Source organism: Paenibacillus sp. FSL H3-0286 (assembly GCF_045040705.1).
In the GTDB taxonomy this organism is placed as follows: domain Bacteria; phylum Bacillota; class Bacilli; order Paenibacillales; family Paenibacillaceae; genus Paenibacillus_AQ; species Paenibacillus_AQ odorifer.
This window is the reverse complement of sequence record NZ_CP150285.1, coordinates 5,845,832-5,867,389: the sequence shown is the minus strand read 5'-3', so window position 1 is coordinate 5,867,389 and position 21,558 is coordinate 5,845,832. Positions and strand designations below refer to the sequence as shown.

The window sequence follows — 21,558 nt, the reverse complement described above, 5'->3', positions numbered from 1 at the left end:
ATAATAATTATTTGAAAGAAGAATTAAACCAAGAAGTTTGTAGAGGAATTAGGTTTTCAAACATTAGAGGATGATCTCTAGCCAATGGTTATTTCAAGTGGTCGAAGAGATGATGGAATTCTTTATTATTGACTTGCTGAAGTTACCTGATGACCAACCAATCCAAATAGATTTAGGAATAATGCCTGAATTTATATTACCGTTTATCCCGGAAGAGAGAATGCACTAAGCTGGGCATCAAAACCATAGAAAGAACACCAAACATGAGCGTAGAAGAACAATTTAGGTTAGTTCGTGAACATTTTAAAAATGTAGGGATGACCGAAAGGTATACCTACTCAAAGAAACCATTTCTTTGTCAGGGATGGTTTCTTCATAACTAGAAAAGTACACAGGTATGCCCGTATAATAAATAGGAGCAAGTAATTGGAAGTAGATTGATGATGAGGGGAGAGAAGACATGTTTTTCTTTAAAAAAAATAAAGGCATCACAAAAGAGGAGCTACAGGCCTTGGTTGAAGGCTTGGAGCAGGCTTATATGGATAAGGATGAAGAAGGTTTGAGCAAAAGATTTCATCCAGATAAAAGGGGAATGTCCTTTTTAAATCACTTTCAATTAATGATGACATTTCAAATCTATAATATAAAATCTGAAATTCTCGAATTTGAATTGCTGTCAATGGATGCCACTAAAGCAGTCTTTACATACACTCGGAAGCACATTCATACCTGTATCAACCCCGCCGATGAACGTGAGGAAAAAAGAAATCAAATTATCAGTTATTACGTTGAGGCTGTGAAGGAGAATGGTTCAATTTGGATTACGAGGTACAGCCCTTATAGCACGATTTTTGTAGATAAGAAGGGTGATTTCCTTAGTGGTGTGGATGCGGTCATTCCTCCTGGAGAAGAGATCAATTCAGGCATTGCGCGATTCATCCCGTATTTTCAGCTTGATAGCTATGTACCTGCAACCTTCCATATCTACAGTAACAGTCAATTTATCGGATATTATCCGTTAGGAGAATACCATCGGTACGAACCTTCGCATACGTTCACGATTAATTATTTTGATAAGATAGAGGCATCTTCTGTAGAGAAGCATACAGCGGATTATATCTCCCAAGAGACCTTGTTGACTGCTCAAGTACTGCATCAGACTGTTAATAGCTCTATAGTGGAGACGCAGTTGATGAACAATAATGTATTAGAACATGAACTTGTTACCAGCCTGCTTACGAAGGATGGGTTCTATATGATTAGATTTCTGTATGACAAAGGGGAGCCGATCCCGCCAGAGGAGCGAGAAAAGTGGAAGCGTGAGATGGTCACTTTAATAGAAAAAGAGCACAGCAGTTAACACAGAAACTTGCTGTTACAGACAACACGCGAACCGTATCCTAAGTAACGATAAGTTTTTTTGGTAATAATGAGAGAAAAGGAGAGATGGAAATGTCCTATATCGTTGATTTTAAAAATGTGTCTACGGTTGGGTTAGAATCTTCACCTGTAGTAGATGCACTTGCTGGTCTGCGTGCTAATGAGGCCCGTTACTTTATGAACAAATACAAACATGAGTTTACGGTTGTACGAGCCAGCGAAAGTCAGGAGACCCTTGATTATGTGAACCGAATTTTAAAAGAAGAACGTGATATTGAGTTTGCGGCCAAGCCTTTAGAAACATCGCGTTTTCAAGTGGAAAATATTAAATTCGCTTATGTCTTTTATGAGGATGGTCTTGCGGTGAACGTTATGTATACGGTGGATGACCCTAAGAAGCGGGCTGTTGGTTTTAAGCTTTCTGAGGGGATGGAGATCCCAAAGGAGCTAGAAGAGAAGTTTAAGTTTGCTAGGCAGAAGTCCAAGCTAGCCGGAACAATTCGGGGTTCATTTTTTGTAATTAAAGGAGAGTATTAAGGTTAGCAAAATTGCAACTTAATCAATGAGAGGGCCATCCTGTAAAAGGATGGCCCTAAATCTTGCCGATATAGATAATTTGCGTAGGTTATCTATGGGAATGGACTCTCATTCAAGAGGCCGAATTTATTATATAGAGCAACGAAAACTGGAGTTGCGAGCGTACTTCATAATTATTTTGCATGAATAGCTGGAACGGTGAAATGTACGGTATAAATCCCGTAGAAAAGAGCTGAGGTGGCTGGAACGGTAAAATGTACGGTATAAATCCCGTAGAAAAGAGCTGAGGTGGCTGGAACGGTAAAATGTACGGTATAAATCCCGTAGAAAAGAGCTAAGGTGGCTGGAACGGTAGAATGTACGGGATAAATCCCGTAGAAAAGAGCTGAGGTGGCTGGAACGGTGGAATGTGCGGTATAAATCCCGCAAATAAGAGCTGAAGTAGCTGGGACGGTGAAATGTACGGGATAAATCCCGTAGAAAAGAGCTGAGGTGGCTTGGCTATATCGACTTGGTTGGAGACTCTCCGGGGGCATCAGATTTGATCCATTCAAATGTGTTCGACAAGTCACCTATCATTTGACAATGATAATGGTTATCGTTTACGATTTTGGTTTGTATAGGGATTTGCAGCTGCAAAGGGTTAGCATGCTTTTGGACTTGGGAGGTTTAACAGTGAATTGGGAAGAATACATCCAGGTATGGGACGCTTCATGGATTCAACTGGTGGATATTCGCCAACATGTGATACGTAGACAGAGTAAACAGCAACATATACTCCCAGCTAGTTGTTTTATATTTGTCGTGCGGGGGCAAGGTGCTATCTGGTTGGATGGTAATAGGCATTCCTTAGAACGATTCTTTGTTTTACATGCGGGAAAAGGAAGTAACATCAAGTTCGAGGTTGGACATGAGGATGTCACATACTATTACATTTTATATAGAGGTAGTATTTCTACTAAAGCTAGTAAAACAATATTGAAATCCTATTATATAAATAACCCTTTTCATCTGCAATATGCATGTAAACCAAATTCTCCGGTTGTTTTATACCGTCATGCGGAATCGATGTATGAGGAATGGAATCGCAGACCGGCTATGGAACGGTTCCAGGCGAAAATCCAGTTTTATCAGTTTGTATATACACTTGTCCAGCAGTTACAGCTTCAAGGAGTTGCCCCCAAAGAAATAGATTTAGTGGAACAGATCATTCAATACATTCACAAACATTATTATGAACCTATTTCACTTGAATCTATGGCAGAAGTATGGAATTATAGCATTCAATACTTATCGAGGCAGTTCAAACGCCGTACAGGGAGAAGTCCCATTGAATATGTAATTCAGACCAGGATGGCTAAAGCGAAGGAGTTACTGATTCAAACCGATGCCACCGTACAGGAGATTGCTGTAAGCGTAGGTTATAGTGATGTCTTTTATTTTACCCGTCTGTTTAAGAAGCAGGTTGGGACAACGCCAGTTCAATACAAAAATAAGGTGAAGTCAGGTTTGATCGTTTCAGATAGTCCATGGCAAGAGTTCTTATCCTCCATGGGCAAATATTCTTCTGCTTGTTATATTGATGATGATAATCATTATCAATTAAAACTTGAAGGGGATAAACAGATGTTAAAGGGGATCGAAACGAAAAAAGGATTAATGCTAATGCTTGTGCTCACACTGTTACTTACAGCTTGCGGAAATGGGAACACTAGCCGTAATAGCAATGCGGGAGCAGAACCAACACAAAGTAAACCTTCCAATCAGGCCATTGAAAATACGGGTTTACGGAAAATAACAACGGTCATGGGGGATGTTAATGTTCCAGCCAATCCCCAACGTGTTGTAGTTGATTGGGATTTGGGACCAGTCTTAGCAGTTGGGGTAGTACCGGTTGGAGCATCAAATACCCAACTGGAGTATTCTCAGTTTCTCAAACCTTTCTTAGATGAGACGGTACAAGATATAGGGGCAGAAGGAAGTATTTCTTTTGAAAAAGTATTAGAGCTAGCGCCAGACGTCATCATAACCTGGAATAAAGATGCTTATAGTAACTATTCTAAGATCGCACCGACCGTATTATTTGATACAAGTAAATACGCAACGATTCAAGAAGAGATTACAGCTATGGGAGAAATTCTGGATCGAGAAGAAGAGGCTAAACAGTTTGTGGCAGATTTCGAAAAACGTAAAATAGCTGCCCGCGAAAAAATTAATAATGTACTTGCAAAAGATGCAACTATTTCTATCGTAGATTATATCACCGTAGAGAAATTTTTAATGGTCATTGGTAATCAGGGTGAGAGAGGCGGCAGAGCTACTTACGATATTTTGGGTCTGAATCCCGCTCCAAAAGTTCAAAGTGAAATCATTGATAAGGAAATGAGCCGGGTTGAAGTTTCTTGGGAAACGGTAAATGATTATGTAGGTGACTACGTTATTGTCCTTACCGTAAAGGACAAAGAACCGCCTAAGTTGCCAGCAACATGGAAGATGTTGGATGCAGTCAAAAACAATCGAATGATTGAGATTGATATGGAAAAATATTTTGCAGCAGATTCATACTCCTCCTTATTACAAGCCGAAGATATTGCCGACAAATTATCGAAGCTGGCTTCATCAAAATAACCTTATTGGATTGAACCTACCTGAAGCCATCTAAATATAAAGACGAAGCCTATTATGGCTTCGTCTTTTGTAGTTTTGCATACCCTTTTACAAATGAACTATTGGACCGAAAGTACAGTCTCCAGCTCAGGGATATATTCCTTGACCATATTGTTGTCTTCCCACAGTCCTTTAGTCCCAGCTAGGGCTTGACCTTCGGAAATGACTAAGTACGGTTTGATGGTTACGGTATTCGGTATAGTCTTGAAGGGTTCAAAACGAACATTATAAGATTCGCTTAAGGGGTGAGCACCGATGGGCTTCAGTTGAACGCCACGTTCATCGACAATGTCAAATTGAAGAGCGATGACGCCCCCGTTAGCACCCTTATATTTCGAAGGGATAGAAGCGAGCATTTCTTCTACGCTCTGGCCCGGTTTGGTTTTGTACTCAATGGATACCTGCGTTGTGATTGGGGTGATTTCTACCTTACTGATCTGCAAGTTAATGTTATCGTGATGCTTGGTCTCCTCTGAAGTTAGTGCGGTAACAGGCGTTGATTTGGTAACAGGCAGAACGAATTCGAACGGGACATCGTAACCCTTTAACGTTACATTTACAGTCAAGTCAAACTGATCAGGGAACTGGACAGTCTGTGTTGTTGTGCTCGGATCATAATAAGTATTCAAAACCTGAACCATTATGCTGGAAGCAGTCTCACCATCCATGTGTTCGTAACTCCAGAGCAGAGGTTGACCTTTATAGAGAACCTCAAACTTATCCACCGCCCCTTTATTGGCATCTGAAGGCGGCGAATTGGGCTCCGAAGCCAGACGGTTTCCAGGAGTGGTTAGGTTCATAAGAATTCGGGTTCCGTCAAATAACAACGTTGGGATATTCATGGTCACATCGCTATGGGTCACGCTTTGGTTTACGTTTGTGATGAAATCCCCGGCTTGTTGAACACCGGGATCTAAGTTTTTTTCGCCCCATAATGAATAGATTTGTCCCAAAACCGGAATTTGCTTGAGTGCACCAGCCATTGCGGGCGATACAAAGCCGGAAGCGAGGACTGTAACTCCAAGAATTGCAGCGGCTGCAGTGGAAATCAACCACTTATTAAAAGTTCTTGATGCATCCATCTTTCTCTGAATGGGGGAAATGGAATTATCGGTCTCCCTGATGATTTGGTAAGTCTCATTCAGTTTGGAGCGGGCAATATCCGATAACTGAGCGGGAAGTAGGCTTTGGCAGTTCTTTAACTGTTCTTCTAACTTAGTGTTTACCATGTCGCAACTCCATTTCTTGATTGAATTGAGATGAATGCTTTAGCTTTTTGCGGGCGCGATGCAGCCGGGTCTTCACAGCAACCGTAGAAATTTCGAGAATGTCGGAAATTTGACGGATCGGCATGTCCTGTAGGTAGTGAAGGTGAATGACAATCCGGAGGTTCTCCTCAAGATGTTGAACGGCATCCCATAATTCGATTTTCTCATAATCCTTGGAAGTGGAAGGGACTTCGGGAAGCTCTCCATAAGGGAGGGCTCTTGAGTTGTTTTTGAGCATTTTATTGCATTCATTAATCAGAATCCGGAAGATCCACGTTTTGAAAAAAGCGGGCTCTCTGAGTGTATGGATGTTCTTAAAGGCTTTAAGCATCGTCTCCTGCAGGGCATCTGCACAATCTTCTTCTTTGTTGACGATGGACCTTGCAGTTCTGTATAAAGGTAACTCTATCTCCTGCATCAACTGCACGAATGCTTCAGGGTCTCCAGCTTTGGCTTTGACGACAATAGGATCTATATGCAAAGATTTACCTGCTTTCTTGACTAGAAGTCTTAGGATGTTCGTAACGTTACTTAAATATTAGATCGGGTAGGTAGCTAGAAGGTTACCACAAACATGATTCAATTCTCCGCATCTCGCAATGCTAGCAAGGTGAGAAATTGGTTTTTTTTCACAAAAAAATCGCCGTTCAAATTCCCTGTCAGGAATCGGTCGACGATTTTTCATAAGCAAGTCAGTCAGTTAGTCAATCAATCAGTCAGTCAGTCAGTCAGTCAATCAATCAATCAATCAATGATATAAATGACCCATTCCCCTTGATCGTTTGGCCGAATAGCGTATAGCATTTTTACATTTTCAACTGTCTTTGCGGCCATATCCAAGCGTTGTCCGATTACCGTTATATTCACCTGATGTTCGTTGGGTAACATGGAATCGATGCTTTCGATGTCTGTGAATTTGTACTGATATTGTTCGTCATAATAAGGTTCCATAGCATCTGCTAGTTTTTTGTTTACGAACCCGGATTGGAAAAGTGTGTGGTCATGCTCAACCAAAGCAGTTAGGTTTTTTTCCAGCACTTCAAGTGCGGGGAGATCATACTCTGTCAATTGATCTGAATATGATTTCAGATTTATCGACAATTCTGCTTTAAAACTAGTTTCATTTGGCTGCTTGGGTTCTGTGTTTTGCGGCTTCTGCGTATTCATCGCTGGACTTTGGGTTGGCGTATTTGCTCCTGTGCTCGGCTCCTCGATGGGTTTAACATCCCCTGCACATGCTGCCAGAAAGATTAAAGACATCAACATGAGCATTCTTGCAATAGTTTTTAACATCTAACCCCACCTTTTTAAGGATATGTTAGTTAGTCGCGAGAAAATATGGAGAAGTTTCAAGGGCTGAATGAAGCCCGAAAAAGCGGATTAAATCGCTAGTTTTTGTGGATCATCTACAGAGTAACGTCCGCTTACCGCAAGCATGATTGTAGAAATAATGACGAGTATGAAACAGAGCACAAATGAGTACCGGTACCCAACAACACTAGCTAATAACCCGCCAACAAGACTGCCAATCAGTCTGCCGATCGTGGATGAATTAGAGTAGAGCGTGGATGCATACCCAGGCATGTTTGGAAGCAGATCCTGAATGTAGCTAATGCCAATCGCTGAAATAACGGCAACAAAAAAGGCAAGCAAAATTTGGGCTGCAAGCATTTGCCACATCGCGCCTGAAGTAATGACAACGAGATAATAAGCTCCTCCGAAAATGGCTCCGCACATCATCAGGATTCGGTTACTGTATTTCGCACTAAGTAGTCCCAGCATGATCATAAAAGGAATTTCCAGCGCAGCACAAATACTGCTGACTAAACCGACATCGCTTGTTGTTCCCCCTAGATTGTTAGTAATAAAGAGGGCAGTATTGATGCTACTCGTCCAGTGGGCTACATACATGAGTATCATAATCAGAAAAGGAAGCAGAACATTACGGTTCTGACCCAACCGGAAACTTTTTACTTTTACTTCTGCAGTACTGCTTTTCACTTCTGTATTTGATTTCAGGAATAGTGAAATAAGTAAGGCAACCAGCAGGAATACTCCGATGGTGCCCGAGAAAATCCCTTTAAACCCAACAGCAGCAATTAGCAGAGTACCGATTAAAGGACCTGTAATAAAGCCGAGAGAGAAAGCAGAACGCAAGGTAGAATTTGCAAACGCAGTATCCGTAAAATCGCTCTTATTCACTGCTTCTCTAGCTATGGCGAACAATTGAGGCATCCCTGGTGCACCTAGAGCGGTGAACACAATCATGTAGATGAATAAGATCGTAAAATCCCCAATGAGCAAGTATCCGCTATAAGCCAGAGCATTACAGAGCGTGGAGACAAGGTAAATGTTTCTTCGATTTAAGCCGAGGTCAGAGCGTCTTCCGATTAGTGTACTGATCCATATCCCGGCAATTAACGTGGTGGCCAGAAAAACACCAAACAGCCCGACAGATACTCCAAGCTGTTCCGTGAAATAAATGGATAAAAAGGGTGCGCTGAGTGAAATCCCCATCCCCTGCAGTAACATACATAAAAAGAGTAAGCCATAAGAGGGAATCGAAAATAGTGCAGTTAGTCGTTTGAACATGTTGTGAAAGTACTCCTCTATATTTGTATAGATATTTCATAAAAAAAAGCCGTTGAAATTGATTCCAACGGCTTTTTGTATGCTTGTTTTTTTCAAGACCTTATTCAACATCATAATTGATCAGAAAGAATAAGTCTATACTTTCGGCTGGATTTTATTTACTATTGTGAAGCCGGCAAAACCTAATAAATGGAGTGTTGTTAATGGACGTTACTTGTCATCTCGATAAGGCTGACTTACAGGATTATATTAGTAGGGTTTTTGGCAGCAGTTATTTCGTTGCTCGTGTTTCGCGCATGCATGGCGGCGCACAAAAGGTGGTCTACAAGATTGAGTGCAGTAATGGATTTTCCTGCGTTTTGTATGTGTGGGATCTTTCCATGAATTATTTTAAAGAAGAAAAAGAAAATGAAGATATAAACGAACAATCCTATGGAAGTCATTTATTCGAATTAAATAACAGGTACTTAACACAACATGGAATTCAGACCCCTGCTCTTTATGATCTGAATAAGGTAAGAGATCGTTACTCTTTCGATTATGCTCTGGTTGAATATATAGATGGAAGAATGGCAGAAACCTATTTTCATCATCCCGAGTTACGTGTTCAAGATAAAGTTTTTCAGCGTGTGGGGGAGATGCTTACTGCTATGCATACCCACGAGAGGCATGTTTTTGGGAAAGCAAATGCTAACGAGAGCAGCATGGGGCAATGTCATTTATTACAAATGGAAAATGCGAAAGTACAGCTAGCCTATGCCTCCCAACATATTGAGAAGATCAGGTCTAATCAAAGCAAACTGCTCGATAAGTTGTACGAGCTTGAATCAAAAATTCAACCCAGACAGCAATATGGGTTTATTCACGGGGAACTGGGTCCTGACCATGTTATGGTTAACGATAAACTGGAACCTTTCTTGATCGATATCGAAGGAGCAATGTTTTATGATATTGAGCATGAGCATAGTTTTTTGCAGATGAGATTTGGGGATTTCTACCGGTACTTAAAGAACGATGCTCTGGATCATGATAGGCTGTTATTTTATCAATTCCACCATCATGTCTCCTTAACTTCAGGTGGATTAAAGCTGCTGCATAGAGGATTTCCTGATCAACAATTCGCCCAAGGCCTAGCTGATTATCAATCGGAACGCGCGCTGAGGTTTATCGAAGGATGAACTAAACAAGGCCTTTGAATTGATAACCTACTGCCATGTCCTTGAAAGTAACCTATTAGCCTTCTTCACCCTTTAGGGTGGAGGAGGTTTTTTCGGTATACAACTACAAGGCATAATAAAAGACCGCATCCACTGAAATTGCTTCCAGAACTGGCGGTCTGATGTCTTCGTTATGAATCAATCTTTATCTGAAGGGTTAGTTAATGAAATTTAACGGTCTTGATGCGAGCCTCTTCTTCATAGCTAAGTGGTTTCGGAGATTGCGGAGTGTGCAGATGGCGCTCCACGGAGTACTCCATTTTCCGGTAGTCCTCATTACCTGTATTCAATGTTGGATTCCAGTTTTCTGTCACCCAATTTTTAAGTTCCTTAAGTCCTGCTAGCATTTCCTCCAGCCTCCTTTGGCGAAGAAACAAAATAGATTTTGTTGTTCTTTGTTTACGCTTTCATTATAATCCTAAACTCCATTTTTTAAAAGGTGTGTCCGTCTGAAAAACACAGATTATTCAGTGAACATTGTGTGTTATTTAGGTTTTGTGCTTCATCTGGAGAGAAGTGTCTCCCTGTAGGAGACATTTTTAACGAAGCTGAAAGGATACTCATTAGTACCACTTTTTTAAATTATTTTACATCCGTATATCCAACAAATACTGCCCTGAAGAAATAAATTTAGGGTGGAGAATTTACAGGATTATTTTCTAATGAATATGGAAAAATAAATGATTATTAGCTGCGAGTTGCACTGAAAACCATTATTTTGCTAATCATAAATAAGATTGGTGGAAATAAATTTTATTTTTCAAAAAATAGAGAAAATAATTTACAAAAGCAAAATATAATGATATTTTGTTTATGTAGAAAAGAAACCGCTCACAACTTAAGGGGGATTAACAATGACACTCACAAAGTTCCACGGAATTATACCTGCCTTTTATGCCTGCTATGACGATCAAGGAAATATTTCGGAATCCCGGACGCATGCTTTATGTGATTACTTATTTGAAAAAGGAGTTCAAGGTGTATATGTGGGAGGCAGCTCAGGAGAATGTATTTACCAGAGTCTCGACGAACGCAAAGCGGTACTAAGCTACGTAGCTAGTAACCTGAAAGGTAAAATGACACTGATTGCCCACGTGGGTGCCCCTTCCACTAGAGATAGTATTGAGTTAGCGAAACATGCTGCAACCTTAGGATACGATGCATTATCCGCAATCCCGCCTATATATTTCAAGTTACCTGATAGTGCAGTCTATAAATATTGGAGCGAGATTATGGAGGCAACCCCTCTAAGCTTCATCATCTACAACATTCCTCAGACTACTGGATATACACTGACTCCGTCCCTATTTGAGAAGCTGCTTGCGAACAAAAAGGTGATTGGTGTGAAGAACTCCTCCATGCCGACTATGGATATTGAAAGATTCAAAAGAGTGGGTGGAAAAGATGTAGTGGTATTTAATGGACCGGATGAACAATATGTTGCGGGAAGAATCATGGGAGCGGATGCGGGAATCGGTGGAACCTATGCGGTTATGCCTGAGCTGTTCCTGCAAGCAAATGAATTTGTTAAGGCTGGTAAGTTCGAAGAAGCTGGACAAATTCAAAGCGATATCAACGATATTATCATCGCCCTTTGTTCGCTGAAAGGTGCCATGTATGCCGGAATAAAAGAGATTCTAAAATTAAGAGGCGTAAACATTGGTAGCGTAAGAGCACCGCTTGAGGCAGTAGCCGCTGAAGATGCTGGTCCGATCGCAGACATTATGAAATTGATTGATCAAGCTATTGAAAGATATTGCGGTTAAGACAAATGAAGAAATCCATCGTATGCTTTGGCGATTCTAATACTTGGGGCTACGACGCAGAGACAGACCGCAGATTTAAGGATGATATTCGTTGGACGGGAATTCTTCATACAGAATTGGGTGACGCCTACCGTATGATCGAAGAAGGGCTTCCCGGCAGAACAAGTGTCAGTGAGGACCCTCTATTCGAAGGACTTTCTGGAATTTCCTATATCTATCCCTGCCTGATGTCACATTCGCCATTAGACTTGGTTGTGATCATGCTTGGGACCAATGATACCAAAGAAAGGTTTGGATTAACTTCTTATAACATCGCACAAGGTATTGTTAGACTGGCTCTTAAAGCTAAAGGTAGCGGTGCAGGACCTGAGGGGAAGGCTCCAGAGGTTCTAGTAATCGCGCCCCCTCCGATTGGAGCAGAGTATATTCATACCCCTATTGGCAAACCAATGGGTAGCGGGTGTAGTGAGAAGTCTATGGAGCTCGCTGAGCATCTTGCAGCTTTGCTAACGGGAACTGGTATCCACTTTGTAGATTCCAGAGACCATGTATCGATGAATGAAATTGATTATATGCATCTTGATCCGCAAGGACATCGCAGCATGGCCGATTTAGTGCAATACCATGCCAAACGGATTTTAAATTAAAGGTTCTATGCTTTCGAGCGAGTTTTGTACGAAGAGATTCAGAGAAGATAATGCTCACAAAACTTTAAGCGTATGCTTTCGATGCGAGTTTTGTACGTAGCGATTCAGAGAAGGTAATGCTCACAAAACTTTTAGGGAGGTTTATAAATGAAGAAAAAACGTTTACTCTCGGCAATGCTTGCGCTAATGGTGATTATTTCTTTAATTTCAGGTTGCTCAGGTAACAATGCTGCGAGTTCTAATACATCCGATAATTCTTCTGCATCTGGGAAGGAAAAAGTGGCGATCAGAGTATGGCTGACTCCACAGTGGAAGGGTGTTGTGGATGCCACGGAGGCAGGCGCGGACTATGATAGCTTCCTAAAGCACGCCGCTGAGAAATTCAAAGCACAATATGATAAATACGATGCAGATATTCAAATAGAGGTCATTGCTGGAGATCAGCGCGATCAATTGCTTAATGTTAACTTAAGCGGAGGAACACCTCCAGATGTGTTCTTTGAGAGTGTATTCCCGATGGGGGATTACGTTCACCGGGGAGCATTGGTTCCTTTGACTGACATCATTGATGAAGACGCGAAAAGCGATATTGCTCAAAACTACTGGGACGCTGTAACGTTCGGAGAAGATATTTATTTCTATCCATTCCAGCACAACCCAGGCACCTTGGTTTACAACGCGGACATGTTTAAAGCAGCAGGCTTAGAAAAGTTTGTGGGTGAAGAATCCGAAATCAAAACTTGGAACTTGGATGAATATCAACAAATTCTTGAGGGTCTGAAAAACAATCTGCCGAAGGATAAGTATTCCAATGCATATCCAATGGCATTATTCGCTGTAAATAATCAGGGCGATACATGGAACCTTGCCTATATGAGAATGTTCGGCAATAAGTTCTTTGATGATCAAGGCAACATTGTCCTGAATGATGAGAACGGAGTTAAAGCTGCAACTTGGCTGAAAAACCTATATGACGGCGGATATACAAATCCAGGCGCAGAATCTGTTTCTTCTAATGATGCCAATGCTATGTTCCAAAATCAGCAATTAGCGATCAGTTTCACTAACCCAATTCTGTTTAATGGTACGAAAGCTAATATGGCGGACGGTACGGCAGCGAAATTCGATATGAGACTTGCTAATATTCCGTCGGAAAGCGGAGATCCTCTATCCTTTACTTATGTAGTAGGCGCTAGTGTATTCAAGTCCAAAGATGCTAAGAAGACTGAAGTAGCTAAGGATTTCGTGAAGTTCTTCTCAAGCGATCCTGAGTTAGTTAAATCCTCTAAGAATGGTATTCCTGTAAGAAGTTCTGTAGCCGAAGCGCTTAAAGCGGAGAATCCACTGTTTGCAGCTTACGATGCCAACTCTAAATATTTGTTCAACTTCACAGGCAACGTTCCAGGATACAGCCAATTAAGAGAGGTCTTATATCCAGAGCTACAAGCACTTTACATGGGAGCTAAGACACCGGAACAGTTTGTGCAAGATTATCAGGCAAGTGGCAACAAGGTGATTGAGACCAATAAAGCTGGCTCTGTAATTTTCCAATAATCTAAGACCAGATAAACAATACACGATTGACAGCCTTTAGGGTCTGAAGAGACTCTAGGGCTGTTAATTAGAAAGGTAAACGATATGAAACTACGTAGTAATTACCTAAAAGAGAATATTACAGGTTATCTGTTTATTTTACCTCAGATGATAGTATTCTTAGCCTTTCTTGTCTATCCGATCTTAGAAGGGATGCGGCTGAGTCTATACCAGATTAATTATGACAGCGAGAAGTTTGTGGGTTTTGCCAATTACACCACATTGTTTAATGATCCGGTATTTTTTAAGGCTACTATCAACACCGTTGTGTTCGTAATATTTATCGTTCTACTTACAGTGGGGTTTGCATTGTTCGTAGCCTCTGCGGTATTTGATAAGAATGCTAAGTACGTTTCCTTTATTAGAGGAAGTTATTATATCCCGGTAATGGTGTCCATGGTGGTTATGAGTATGGTCTGGAGCTTTTTGCTGAATCCGGCTAACGGACTTATCTCTTATCTATATAAAGACATGGGACTAGGGACGATTAATCTGCTGGGAAATCCAAAGACGGTTCTGCCAGTCGTGATATTTGTAACCTTCGCAACTAACGTGGGCCAGGCAATTATTCTGTATATAGCTGCGATGATTGGTGTCTCGAAAGAGCTTTTTGAAGCAGCAGAAATCGATGGTGCTAGCAGATGGCAAGTGATTACAAAGATCCTGATTCCTTCGGTAGGACCTACAACAACTTATATTACGATTATCAATATTATTGCCGTATTAAAAATCTTTGTAGTTATTCAGTTATTGACCGGTGGCGGACCGAACAATTCCTCCGTAACGCTGATGTACTATCTTTATAATAATGCCTTTAAATATAACCAACTCGGTGTAGCTTCTGCGGTAGGGGTTATCATGTTCGTGATTACATTGATATTGTCTGTGCCACAGCTACGAAGCATGATTAAGGTGAAGTGAGGGGGAATACAACATGTCGAAGATTAAAAACAAGAAAAAGAGAGAGAAGTTTGATGTGATATCGAATGTGATCATTATCCTCTTCGCACTCCTTAATCTTTTTCCACTATATTGGTTATTCACAAGTTCACTTAAAAACAGCTCGGATGTTGTGAAGATGCCTCCAGACTGGTGGCCCAAATCGATTACATTCTCCAACTATGTGGATGTATTTCAGAACCAGCCGGCTTTAAGATGGACGTTTAATAGTATTTATGTATCTGGTATTTCTACTATTTTGGTTATTGTTGTAGGCTCTATGGCCGCCTATGCGTTCTCAAAGATTAATTTTAAAGGTAAAAATATAATCTTCATTATCTTTATATCAAGCTTGATGATTCCTAAAGAAATTATGATTGTGCCCTTATTCCGGATCACCCAACAATTTGGAATGGTAAATAGTTATAACGGTATGATTTGGCCGAACGTGGCGGGTGCATTTGGAGTGTTCCTATTAAAGGGATTCTTCGATTTAACCCCTAATGCCTTAAGAGAAGCCGGGAGAATAGATGGTGCAAATGAATGGAGAATCTTCACGCGCATCATGTTGCCTATTGTCAAACCTGGTATTGGAGCCTTATTTATTCTGAATTTCGTGCAAGTCTGGAATGATTATTTGTGGCAGCTGGTTATAGGCCAAGAGAACAAAATGAAAACATTAATGGTTGGTACTGCGACCTTAATGCAGGATTTGAATCCTAATTTCGCTTATAAAATGGCCGGAGCTACCATCGCTGCAATTCCGATGTTGCTAGTGTTCATGTTATTCCAACGGTTCTTCACCAATGGGATTACGGCAGGAGCAGTTAAAGAATAAATAAAAATGTGGAGTGGGTTACTGATGAATACTGAAAATAATGTACTTAAAAAAATAAAACATAAACTAGTCGTCTCCAGTCAAGCCTTACCAGAAGAACCGCTGCATAGCCCGTTTATTATGGGGAGAATGGCTTATGCTGCTTACTTAGGCGGGGCTTCTGGAATTCGGGCAAACAGCGTAGCGGATATTCAAGAAATCAAAAAGCAAGTGAATCTGCCGATCATTGGGATAATCAAAAAGGTGTATGAAGGCTCTGAAGTCTTTATTACACCCACTCAAAAGGAAGTCGATGAGCTGTACCGCGAAGGGGTAGATATCATTGCTATGGATGCTACAGACCGTATTCGCCCGGACGGATCTACTATTTCTGAACTTTTTCCACTTTTAAAAGAGACCTATAAAGATCAACTGTTTATGGCGGATTGTTCTACATTTGCGGAAGCTGCGAAGGCTGTTGAGCTGGGATTTGATCTGATAGGAACTACCTTGAGCGGTTATACCGAGGCTACTAAAGGCCGCAACTTGCCAGATTTTGAATTGGTTCAACAAATCGTCAACAACTTCTCTGTTCCCGTTATAGCTGAAGGTGGGGTTTCCACTCCTGAAGAATTAAAGACCATGTTTGATTTAGGTGTGTATTCAGCAGTGGTTGGCTCTGCGATCACGAGACCGATGGAGATTACGAAACGGTTTGTGAACGCTATTCAGTAGAACGCCAGAGAGGGTAGATGGGAATGAGAATTGTAGCCGTAGATATTGGCGGTACCAATACCAAGATGTGTATATGCGATAAACAGGGGAATGTACATGACTTCAAGGAGTATGCAACAGAAAGCTACTTGGGGGGACCCCATGTAATCTCGAGAATGCTGGAAAAGATTGCAGAATACGATCATTTTGATGCCATTGCCATAAGCACCGCGGGCCAAGTTAATGCAGAAGAAGGATTTATTGTCTATGCTAACGAAAATATACCTAGATATACTGGAATGAAAATTAAGGATATTGTCACCCATCATTTTAATAAACCTGTTATGGTAGAGAACGATGTGAATTCAGCTGCATTAGGCGAAGCTTATTATGGAGCTGCTCAGAGCTTTAACAATTTCTTATGTCTAACCTTTGGCACAGGCATTGGCGGTGCGATCGTCATTAATCGCCAAATCTATAAAGGGGCTAATGGGGTAGCGGCTGAATTTGGCCATATCTTTACTCACCCATTGTCGGCCACATGCGGAGTAGAAGGACTGCCGTATTATGAGAAATACGCTTCAACTACAGCTTTAGTGAAGATGGCTCAGCTGGCAGATCCCGAATGCATGGACGGAAAAGCTTTATTTGATAAAATACAGAGCGGAAATGAGCAGCTTGAACGTATTTTAGATTTATGGATTACTGAAGTGGCTGTGGGTTTAGCCTCTATCACACATATCTTCAATCCATCCGCGATCATTATTGGTGGCGGCGTAATGGAACAAGAAGATTTGGTTCGAAGGGTAGAAGAACGCACGAAGTCTTTGATTATGGAAAGCTTTGCGGGAGTGAGAATTGTTAAAGCCTCATTAGGGAATAAGGCAGGTCTGCTGGGAGCTTCCTCCTTATTCGTACATTAATTTATTGAAAAGGAGGGGCTTTTTTGCGGACAATCAGTATTTTTTCTTCAATTCATTCTAAATACAATAATTTGACGAATACGGAGAAGAAGGTAGCGGACTACGTACTGGAGAATACGAGAAGTGTAGTCTACATGTCGATTACTGATCTTGCAGATGCATGTGATGTTGGGGAATCAAGTATATTTCGATTTTGCAAATCTTTAAGTTATAAAGGGTATCAAGAGTTCAAGATCGCATTGGCACATAGCATCACTGTGGAGAATGAGATCCCGCAGCTTACCGATCAAATTCTGATGGATGATACGATTGAAGCTGTTGCTTCTAAAGTGCTGACCACGAATGTAAGTGCACTCAACGAGACCTATAATTTAATTGATATACAGAAGATCAGTGAGGCCATTGAGTATTTGATTAATGCAGAACGTGTATTGTTTTTCGGTGTGGGCTCTTCTCTAGTCACAGCTATGGAAGCCAAGATTAAATTTATGCGCATTACGAACAAAACGGAATGTTTAATGGATTCACATCTGCAGATGATGTCGGCAGCGTTGATGTCTAACCGGGATGTCGCTGTTGTGATTTCTTATTCCGGCTCGACCAAGGATAGCATTGAGGTTGCGAGAAAAGCAAAGGAACGAGGAGCCAAAGTAATATCCATTACCAGGTTTGAAAAGTCACCGTTAACCTCGTACTCCGATCTGACCCTGCTATGTGGGGCTAATGAAGGACCGCTGCAAGGGGGTTCATTATCTGCAAAGATATCGCAGCTTTATCTGCTTGATATTTTATATGTAGAATATTTCAAGAAGACTAGTGAGCAATCCATAATCAATAAAGAAACTACAGCTTCAGCAGTCAGTGAGAAACTGGTTTAGCACATTAAGATGTGAGGGGAATGGGAAGTTATGATCTTAGGTTCTTTGTCATCTTGGGAAGAGCATATCAAGTATGAGAATCCTGTCATTGTTGAGGCTATTGAGGAATTGAAAGTAATCTTACAACATGATCCTGATCTTGGGCGAATCGAAATCCGCGGGAACGAAATGTATGCTTCGATTATGGCTCTGGAGGCAAAATCGCTGGAGGAACAAGCCGCAGAGAAGCATGAGACTTATATTGATGTGCATTATCTGATAGAAGGTGAAGAAACGATTGGCTGGGCACCCCTGCAAGAAGGGATCGAGCCCATTAAGCCTTACGATGCCGAAGGAGAATATGCGCTTTATCCCCCATCAGCAGATGAAATATTGTTATCTTTGAAGCCTGGAATGTTCGCGGTCTTTTTCCCTCATGATGTTCACAGACCGGGCATGGGTCAACCGGGGCAGCAGATTAAAAAAGCTGTCATTAAAATCCACACAAATCTACTAACTCCATAATATAGAGATTGAGGCTGGTAGCGGAACCATTCCGCTGTCAGCTTTTTTTGCGTCGCTTCTATTTACTTATATCTAAATTTATAAATATACAAAATATAAAGATTGGTGGTAAACTTAACATGCCTAAAGCTTTTTTTGTAGAGCTTAAGGATTTTTTTGCATGCACATTTATGAGTGAGCAAAGAATATTACAGAGAATTACACTATAGAAAGAATAATGGAGGCAGGAGAGTTAAATGAAGAATAAAGGTCTAAAGAGAATGTTGTTGTTATCTATGATGGTTGTTGTCATCGCTGCACTTGCAGTGGGTTGTGGTTCGAAAAATAATACAAATACAGAATCGTCAGAGGGAGCTGCTCCAGAGGCTGCAAAAGAAGTTACCTCATTGTCGCTCGGTTTATTACCCTCGATTGATGCTATTCCTTTTATCATCGCACATGAACAAGGTTTCGATAAAAACCACGGTGTGGATCTGGACATCCAGACGTTTAAAAGCGCCAAAGATCGGGATGTAGCTTTTCAAGCAGGCAAGCTGGATGGTCTAAGTGCTGACCTGGTTGCGATCTCCATTTACAATGAGGCTGGACTGGATGTGAAGATCACCAGTACAACTTTTGGGGAATTTGATTTGCTGACTGGAAATGAATCGATCCAGGATGTGAAGGGTTTGAAGGGGAAAACCGTGATTTTGTCCAAAAATACCTCCACACAATATACAGTGGCCATGATGCTGAAACAAGCAGGTCTGACCGAAGCTGATATTACAGTGACAGAGGTTCCACAGATTCCGACCCGTTTAGAATTGCTTAAGAATAATAAGGCGGATGCGGCAATTTTGCCAGAACCTTTTGTAACGATGGGCAAAACCTCAGGCCTGCGTGTACTGAGCTCAACGCTAACTGCGGGAGTAAATCCGTTCGTATTAGCTTTCCCGCAAACTGCAATTGATGCCAAAGCAGAAGCTATCCGCAGTATGTATGCTGCTTATGATGAAGCAGTAGCTTATATGAAATCCCATGAACAATCTGAATATATCGATCTTGTAATCAAAGAAGTAGGATATCCAGAAACATTAAAAGATGAGATCAAGGTACCGGATTATGTACCAGCTTATCAAGTGGATGTGAAGGAAGTAGAGGCTGCATTTGCTTGGGCACGGGAAAAAGGTTTGCTTAGCAAAAATATCTCGGCTGAAGATGTGATTTCTGATGTCCAATTCAAGAAATAAAGGACTCGCCATAAAGGATCTGAAAGTAGAATATAAGAGCGGACAATTAGCCTTAGGTCAGGTGGATTTATCTTTGCCGGAACATGGGATCTACACCATTATCGGACCCTCTGGCAGCGGAAAATCAACCTTATTACGGGCGATTGCGGGCTTGCTGCCTAGCTATCAGGGACAAATTCTTTTTAATGAGAAATCTGTACATGAGAAAGAAACGTTAATCGGGCTGGTGCCGCAGAACTACGGGCTTCTTCCTTGGAAGACTGTACATGATAATATTCAGATAGCGATGAAGATTACGCATACGGCAAGTTCATCCAAGCAAGAACGGGAGACGCAGATTAAGCAGTGGCTTTCGTCGATGGGGATCTCTGATTTAGCAGAACGTTATCCCTTATCCCTCAGTGGAGGCCAGCAGCAAAGAGTAGCGATTGCCAGAGCTTTTGCCATTTTGCCTACTATTCTGTTGCTGGACGAGCCATTCTCTGCACTCGATGCGATAACAAGGGAAACGCTGCAGGTCCTCTTTTTAGAGAACTGGATGGCTAACCCGACGACTACATTATTTGTCACTCATGATGTGGAAGAAGCGATTCTGCTGGGGCAAAAGATTATCGTCATGCCGTCCAACAAAGAAACTACACCTGAAATTATTGATAATCATTTGGTGTTTCATATGAAGCATGAGGATAAGCGGGACAGTGTGGATTTCTTTGAGCAGACTAAGCGGATTAGAAAGGTAATGCAGGAGATATGGTAAACAAACGTCGACTTCATCATCTAGTAAGGCTGCTATTTGTATTTGTCTGTATGAATGTAGTCTGGTATATCGCATTTTTACTTATGAACCATTCGATTTTGCCAAGTCCCTTTGCTGTATATAAGGCGATGTTTCAGTTAGGAGCGCAGGATATTGCTATAAATGTAGGGTATAGCTTGTTCAGAATTTTTGCAGGTGTGGTACTGGCGTTAATTATTGGACTGCTTGTAGGTCTTCTAATGGGACGTTCGTTGACCTGGAACAAACTGCTGGACCCTGTGGTTTACTTGACCTATCCTGTTCCCAAAATTGCCCTGCTTCCAGTAGTGATGCTGTTCTTCGGGCTTGGGGAGACGTCCAAAATCCTAATGATCATGCTGATTCTATTGTTTCAGATCATCATTTCGGTAAGGGATGGGGTTAAGGCTATTCCGGACAATACCTATGATGTCTTAACTAGTATAGGTGCCAGCGCTGTGAAGAAGTTCTGGCATGTGACACTGCCGGGGGCATTGTCAGTAATTCTGAGTACGATTCGTATTTCGCTTGGAACGGCGATATCTGTACTGTTTTTTACGGAGATCTATGGAACAGAGCACGGTATGGGCTTTTTCATCATGGATGCGTGGTTAAGATTAGATTATCCGGAGATGTATGCGGGAATTATGTTGTTCAGCTTGGTCGGTTTTATTCTCTTCTTGCTTGTTGATTTTCTTGATTACAAGTTTATGAAGTGGCGGAACTAAATTTAGTTGGAAATTAAACGATAGCTTTCCTTTGCCTGAGTTTGGGCAAGGGGGAGCTTTTTTTATATGATTTTTTGGGGGCAACACAATCAATTTTAGTTTCATTATTATTTGAATGGAAAAATAAAACAGTAAAATAAATGAAGGAAAAAATGAAAATTAAACTTACTTAGGGCTGTAAACCCCCGTTTATTTTAGAAAAATATAAAGATGGTGAGATGAAAAGAGGGAATTTGTTTTAAAAAAACTAATAAATCTCTTGATTTCTTGCAAATCTATTGGAAATTATATTCATAAAAGTATAAAAAGGTTTAGTTTAATTTATTTACAACCAGATTTTAGTATGGTATTTTATCAATGGAAACGGATTCATTTAGGTTTTGT

The 21,558-nt window shown here is 41.1% G+C and carries 22 protein-coding genes; 16 read left to right on the top strand and 6 right to left on the bottom strand.

The window, feature by feature from the left end; translation table 11 throughout:
* Window positions 1-460 precede the first annotated feature (460 nt).
* Entirely contained in the window at window positions 461-1,360 is a 900-nt protein-coding gene (locus MHB37_RS26195) for a hypothetical protein (protein WP_076219520.1), read from the top strand.
* 92 nt (window positions 1,361-1,452) lie between these two features.
* On the top strand, window positions 1,453-1,917 hold the full coding sequence (locus tag MHB37_RS26190) for a phage tail protein (protein WP_076194578.1): 465 nt from the start codon (window positions 1,453-1,455) through the stop codon (window positions 1,915-1,917).
* 173 nt (window positions 1,918-2,090) lie between these two features.
* On the opposite strand, the gene MHB37_RS26185 is transcribed toward MHB37_RS26190, so the two are convergent.
* A complete protein-coding gene (locus MHB37_RS26185) occupies window positions 2,091-2,471 on the bottom strand; it encodes a hypothetical protein (protein ID WP_405168683.1) in 381 nt (126 codons plus the stop codon).
* A 121-nt stretch (window positions 2,472-2,592) separates the two neighbouring features.
* Between MHB37_RS26185 and MHB37_RS26180 the strand changes: the two genes are divergently transcribed.
* Entirely contained in the window at window positions 2,593-4,545 is a 1,953-nt protein-coding gene (locus tag MHB37_RS26180; protein WP_076303269.1) for an AraC family transcriptional regulator, read from the top strand.
* Between the two features lie 98 nt (window positions 4,546-4,643).
* Here MHB37_RS26180 and MHB37_RS26175 read toward each other — a convergent pair whose 3' ends face one another.
* The 4 genes from MHB37_RS26175 to MHB37_RS26160 all read right to left on the bottom strand — a co-directional run bounded on the left by MHB37_RS26175 (window position 4,644) and on the right by MHB37_RS26160 (window position 8,444).
* A complete protein-coding gene (locus MHB37_RS26175; RefSeq protein ID WP_339169596.1) occupies window positions 4,644-5,813 on the bottom strand; it encodes a DUF4179 domain-containing protein in 1,170 nt (389 codons plus the stop codon).
* Window positions 5,800-6,333: an RNA polymerase sigma factor gene (locus MHB37_RS26170; RefSeq protein ID WP_076129163.1), complete on the bottom strand. Its 534-nt coding sequence runs from the start codon at window positions 6,331-6,333 to the stop codon at window positions 5,800-5,802. The genes MHB37_RS26175 and MHB37_RS26170 overlap by 14 nt, the downstream gene beginning before the upstream one ends.
* A gap of 263 nt (window positions 6,334-6,596) precedes the next feature.
* A complete protein-coding gene (locus MHB37_RS26165; RefSeq protein WP_339244764.1) occupies window positions 6,597-7,145 on the bottom strand; it encodes a hypothetical protein in 549 nt (182 codons plus the stop codon).
* 87 nt (window positions 7,146-7,232) lie between these two features.
* Window positions 7,233-8,444 (bottom strand): sugar efflux transporter, encoded by a 1,212-nt coding sequence (locus MHB37_RS26160; RefSeq protein ID WP_052097297.1) that lies wholly within the window; start codon window positions 8,442-8,444, stop codon window positions 7,233-7,235.
* A 248-nt stretch (window positions 8,445-8,692) separates the two neighbouring features.
* Here MHB37_RS26160 and MHB37_RS26155 point away from each other — a divergent pair, with 248 nt between their 5' ends.
* Window positions 8,693-9,622, top strand: coding sequence for an aminoglycoside phosphotransferase family protein (locus MHB37_RS26155; protein WP_076218773.1), 930 nt, complete (start codon window positions 8,693-8,695; stop codon window positions 9,620-9,622).
* A 200-nt stretch (window positions 9,623-9,822) separates the two neighbouring features.
* On the opposite strand, the gene MHB37_RS26150 is transcribed toward MHB37_RS26155, so the two are convergent.
* The gene (locus MHB37_RS26150; protein WP_036679656.1) at window positions 9,823-10,008 is read right to left on the bottom strand and encodes a hypothetical protein; all 186 of its coding nucleotides are present in this window, start codon (window positions 10,006-10,008) and stop codon (window positions 9,823-9,825) included.
* A 507-nt stretch (window positions 10,009-10,515) separates the two neighbouring features.
* On the opposite strand from MHB37_RS26150, the gene MHB37_RS26145 reads away from it, so the two are divergent.
* From MHB37_RS26145 to MHB37_RS26090, 12 genes are all read left to right on the top strand, one after another.
* The gene (locus MHB37_RS26145) at window positions 10,516-11,427 is read left to right on the top strand and encodes a dihydrodipicolinate synthase family protein (protein ID WP_038573110.1); all 912 of its coding nucleotides are present in this window, start codon (window positions 10,516-10,518) and stop codon (window positions 11,425-11,427) included.
* Window positions 11,428-11,432: 5 nt separating this feature from the next.
* The gene (locus MHB37_RS26140; RefSeq protein WP_076129213.1) at window positions 11,433-12,074 is read left to right on the top strand and encodes an SGNH/GDSL hydrolase family protein; all 642 of its coding nucleotides are present in this window, start codon (window positions 11,433-11,435) and stop codon (window positions 12,072-12,074) included.
* Window positions 12,075-12,221: 147 nt separating this feature from the next.
* On the top strand, window positions 12,222-13,628 hold the full coding sequence (locus tag MHB37_RS26135; protein ID WP_076129167.1) for an ABC transporter substrate-binding protein: 1,407 nt from the start codon (window positions 12,222-12,224) through the stop codon (window positions 13,626-13,628).
* 84 nt (window positions 13,629-13,712) lie between these two features.
* Window positions 13,713-14,588: a carbohydrate ABC transporter permease gene (locus MHB37_RS26130; RefSeq protein ID WP_076129168.1), complete on the top strand. Its 876-nt coding sequence runs from the start codon at window positions 13,713-13,715 to the stop codon at window positions 14,586-14,588.
* Between the two features lie 13 nt (window positions 14,589-14,601).
* On the top strand, window positions 14,602-15,444 hold the full coding sequence (locus MHB37_RS26125) for a carbohydrate ABC transporter permease (RefSeq protein ID WP_081382492.1): 843 nt from the start codon (window positions 14,602-14,604) through the stop codon (window positions 15,442-15,444).
* Between the two features lie 24 nt (window positions 15,445-15,468).
* Complete coding sequence (locus MHB37_RS26120; RefSeq protein WP_036679646.1) at window positions 15,469-16,158, top strand: N-acetylmannosamine-6-phosphate 2-epimerase; 690 nt, start codon at window positions 15,469-15,471, stop codon at window positions 16,156-16,158.
* Window positions 16,159-16,181: 23 nt separating this feature from the next.
* The gene (locus MHB37_RS26115) at window positions 16,182-17,060 is read left to right on the top strand and encodes an ROK family protein (protein WP_076303275.1); all 879 of its coding nucleotides are present in this window, start codon (window positions 16,182-16,184) and stop codon (window positions 17,058-17,060) included.
* Between the two features lie 23 nt (window positions 17,061-17,083).
* Entirely contained in the window at window positions 17,084-17,938 is an 855-nt protein-coding gene (locus tag MHB37_RS26110; protein ID WP_051491079.1) for a MurR/RpiR family transcriptional regulator, read from the top strand.
* 30 nt (window positions 17,939-17,968) lie between these two features.
* On the top strand, window positions 17,969-18,442 hold the full coding sequence (locus tag MHB37_RS26105; protein ID WP_076281915.1) for a YhcH/YjgK/YiaL family protein: 474 nt from the start codon (window positions 17,969-17,971) through the stop codon (window positions 18,440-18,442).
* Window positions 18,443-18,678: 236 nt separating this feature from the next.
* Window positions 18,679-19,671, top strand: a complete 993-nt coding sequence (locus tag MHB37_RS26100; RefSeq protein ID WP_139329957.1) for an ABC transporter substrate-binding protein — start codon at window positions 18,679-18,681, stop codon at window positions 19,669-19,671.
* Entirely contained in the window at window positions 19,652-20,428 is a 777-nt protein-coding gene (locus MHB37_RS26095; protein ID WP_076129171.1) for an ABC transporter ATP-binding protein, read from the top strand. The genes MHB37_RS26100 and MHB37_RS26095 overlap by 20 nt, the downstream gene beginning before the upstream one ends.
* Window positions 20,422-21,174, top strand: a complete 753-nt coding sequence (locus MHB37_RS26090) for an ABC transporter permease (protein WP_076186390.1) — start codon at window positions 20,422-20,424, stop codon at window positions 21,172-21,174. The genes MHB37_RS26095 and MHB37_RS26090 overlap by 7 nt, the downstream gene beginning before the upstream one ends.
* The last annotated feature ends 384 nt before the right edge of the window (window positions 21,175-21,558 follow it).

Coding starts and splice junctions, on each gene's coding strand:
- MHB37_RS26195 (WP_076219520.1), top strand. CDS start 461: ATGTTTTTCTTTAAAAAAAATAAAGGCATCACAAAAGAGGAGCTACAG.
- MHB37_RS26190 (WP_076194578.1), top strand. CDS start 1,453: ATGTCCTATATCGTTGATTTTAAAAATGTGTCTACGGTTGGGTTAGAA.
- MHB37_RS26175 (WP_339169596.1), bottom strand. CDS start 5,813: ATGGTAAACACTAAGTTAGAAGAACAGTTAAAGAACTGCCAAAGCCTA.
- MHB37_RS26165 (WP_339244764.1), bottom strand. CDS start 7,145: ATGTTAAAAACTATTGCAAGAATGCTCATGTTGATGTCTTTAATCTTT.
- MHB37_RS26160 (WP_052097297.1), bottom strand. CDS start 8,444: ATGTTCAAACGACTAACTGCACTATTTTCGATTCCCTCTTATGGCTTA.
- MHB37_RS26150 (WP_036679656.1), bottom strand. CDS start 10,008: ATGCTAGCAGGACTTAAGGAACTTAAAAATTGGGTGACAGAAAACTGG.
- MHB37_RS26145 (WP_038573110.1), top strand. CDS start 10,516: ATGACACTCACAAAGTTCCACGGAATTATACCTGCCTTTTATGCCTGC.
- MHB37_RS26140 (WP_076129213.1), top strand. CDS start 11,433: ATGAAGAAATCCATCGTATGCTTTGGCGATTCTAATACTTGGGGCTAC.
- MHB37_RS26135 (WP_076129167.1), top strand. CDS start 12,222: ATGAAGAAAAAACGTTTACTCTCGGCAATGCTTGCGCTAATGGTGATT.
- MHB37_RS26130 (WP_076129168.1), top strand. CDS start 13,713: ATGAAACTACGTAGTAATTACCTAAAAGAGAATATTACAGGTTATCTG.
- MHB37_RS26125 (WP_081382492.1), top strand. CDS start 14,602: ATGTCGAAGATTAAAAACAAGAAAAAGAGAGAGAAGTTTGATGTGATA.
- MHB37_RS26120 (WP_036679646.1), top strand. CDS start 15,469: ATGAATACTGAAAATAATGTACTTAAAAAAATAAAACATAAACTAGTC.
- MHB37_RS26115 (WP_076303275.1), top strand. CDS start 16,182: ATGAGAATTGTAGCCGTAGATATTGGCGGTACCAATACCAAGATGTGT.
- MHB37_RS26105 (WP_076281915.1), top strand. CDS start 17,969: ATGATCTTAGGTTCTTTGTCATCTTGGGAAGAGCATATCAAGTATGAG.
- MHB37_RS26100 (WP_139329957.1), top strand. CDS start 18,679: ATGAAGAATAAAGGTCTAAAGAGAATGTTGTTGTTATCTATGATGGTT.
- MHB37_RS26095 (WP_076129171.1), top strand. CDS start 19,652: ATGTCCAATTCAAGAAATAAAGGACTCGCCATAAAGGATCTGAAAGTA.
- MHB37_RS26090 (WP_076186390.1), top strand. CDS start 20,422: ATGGTAAACAAACGTCGACTTCATCATCTAGTAAGGCTGCTATTTGTA.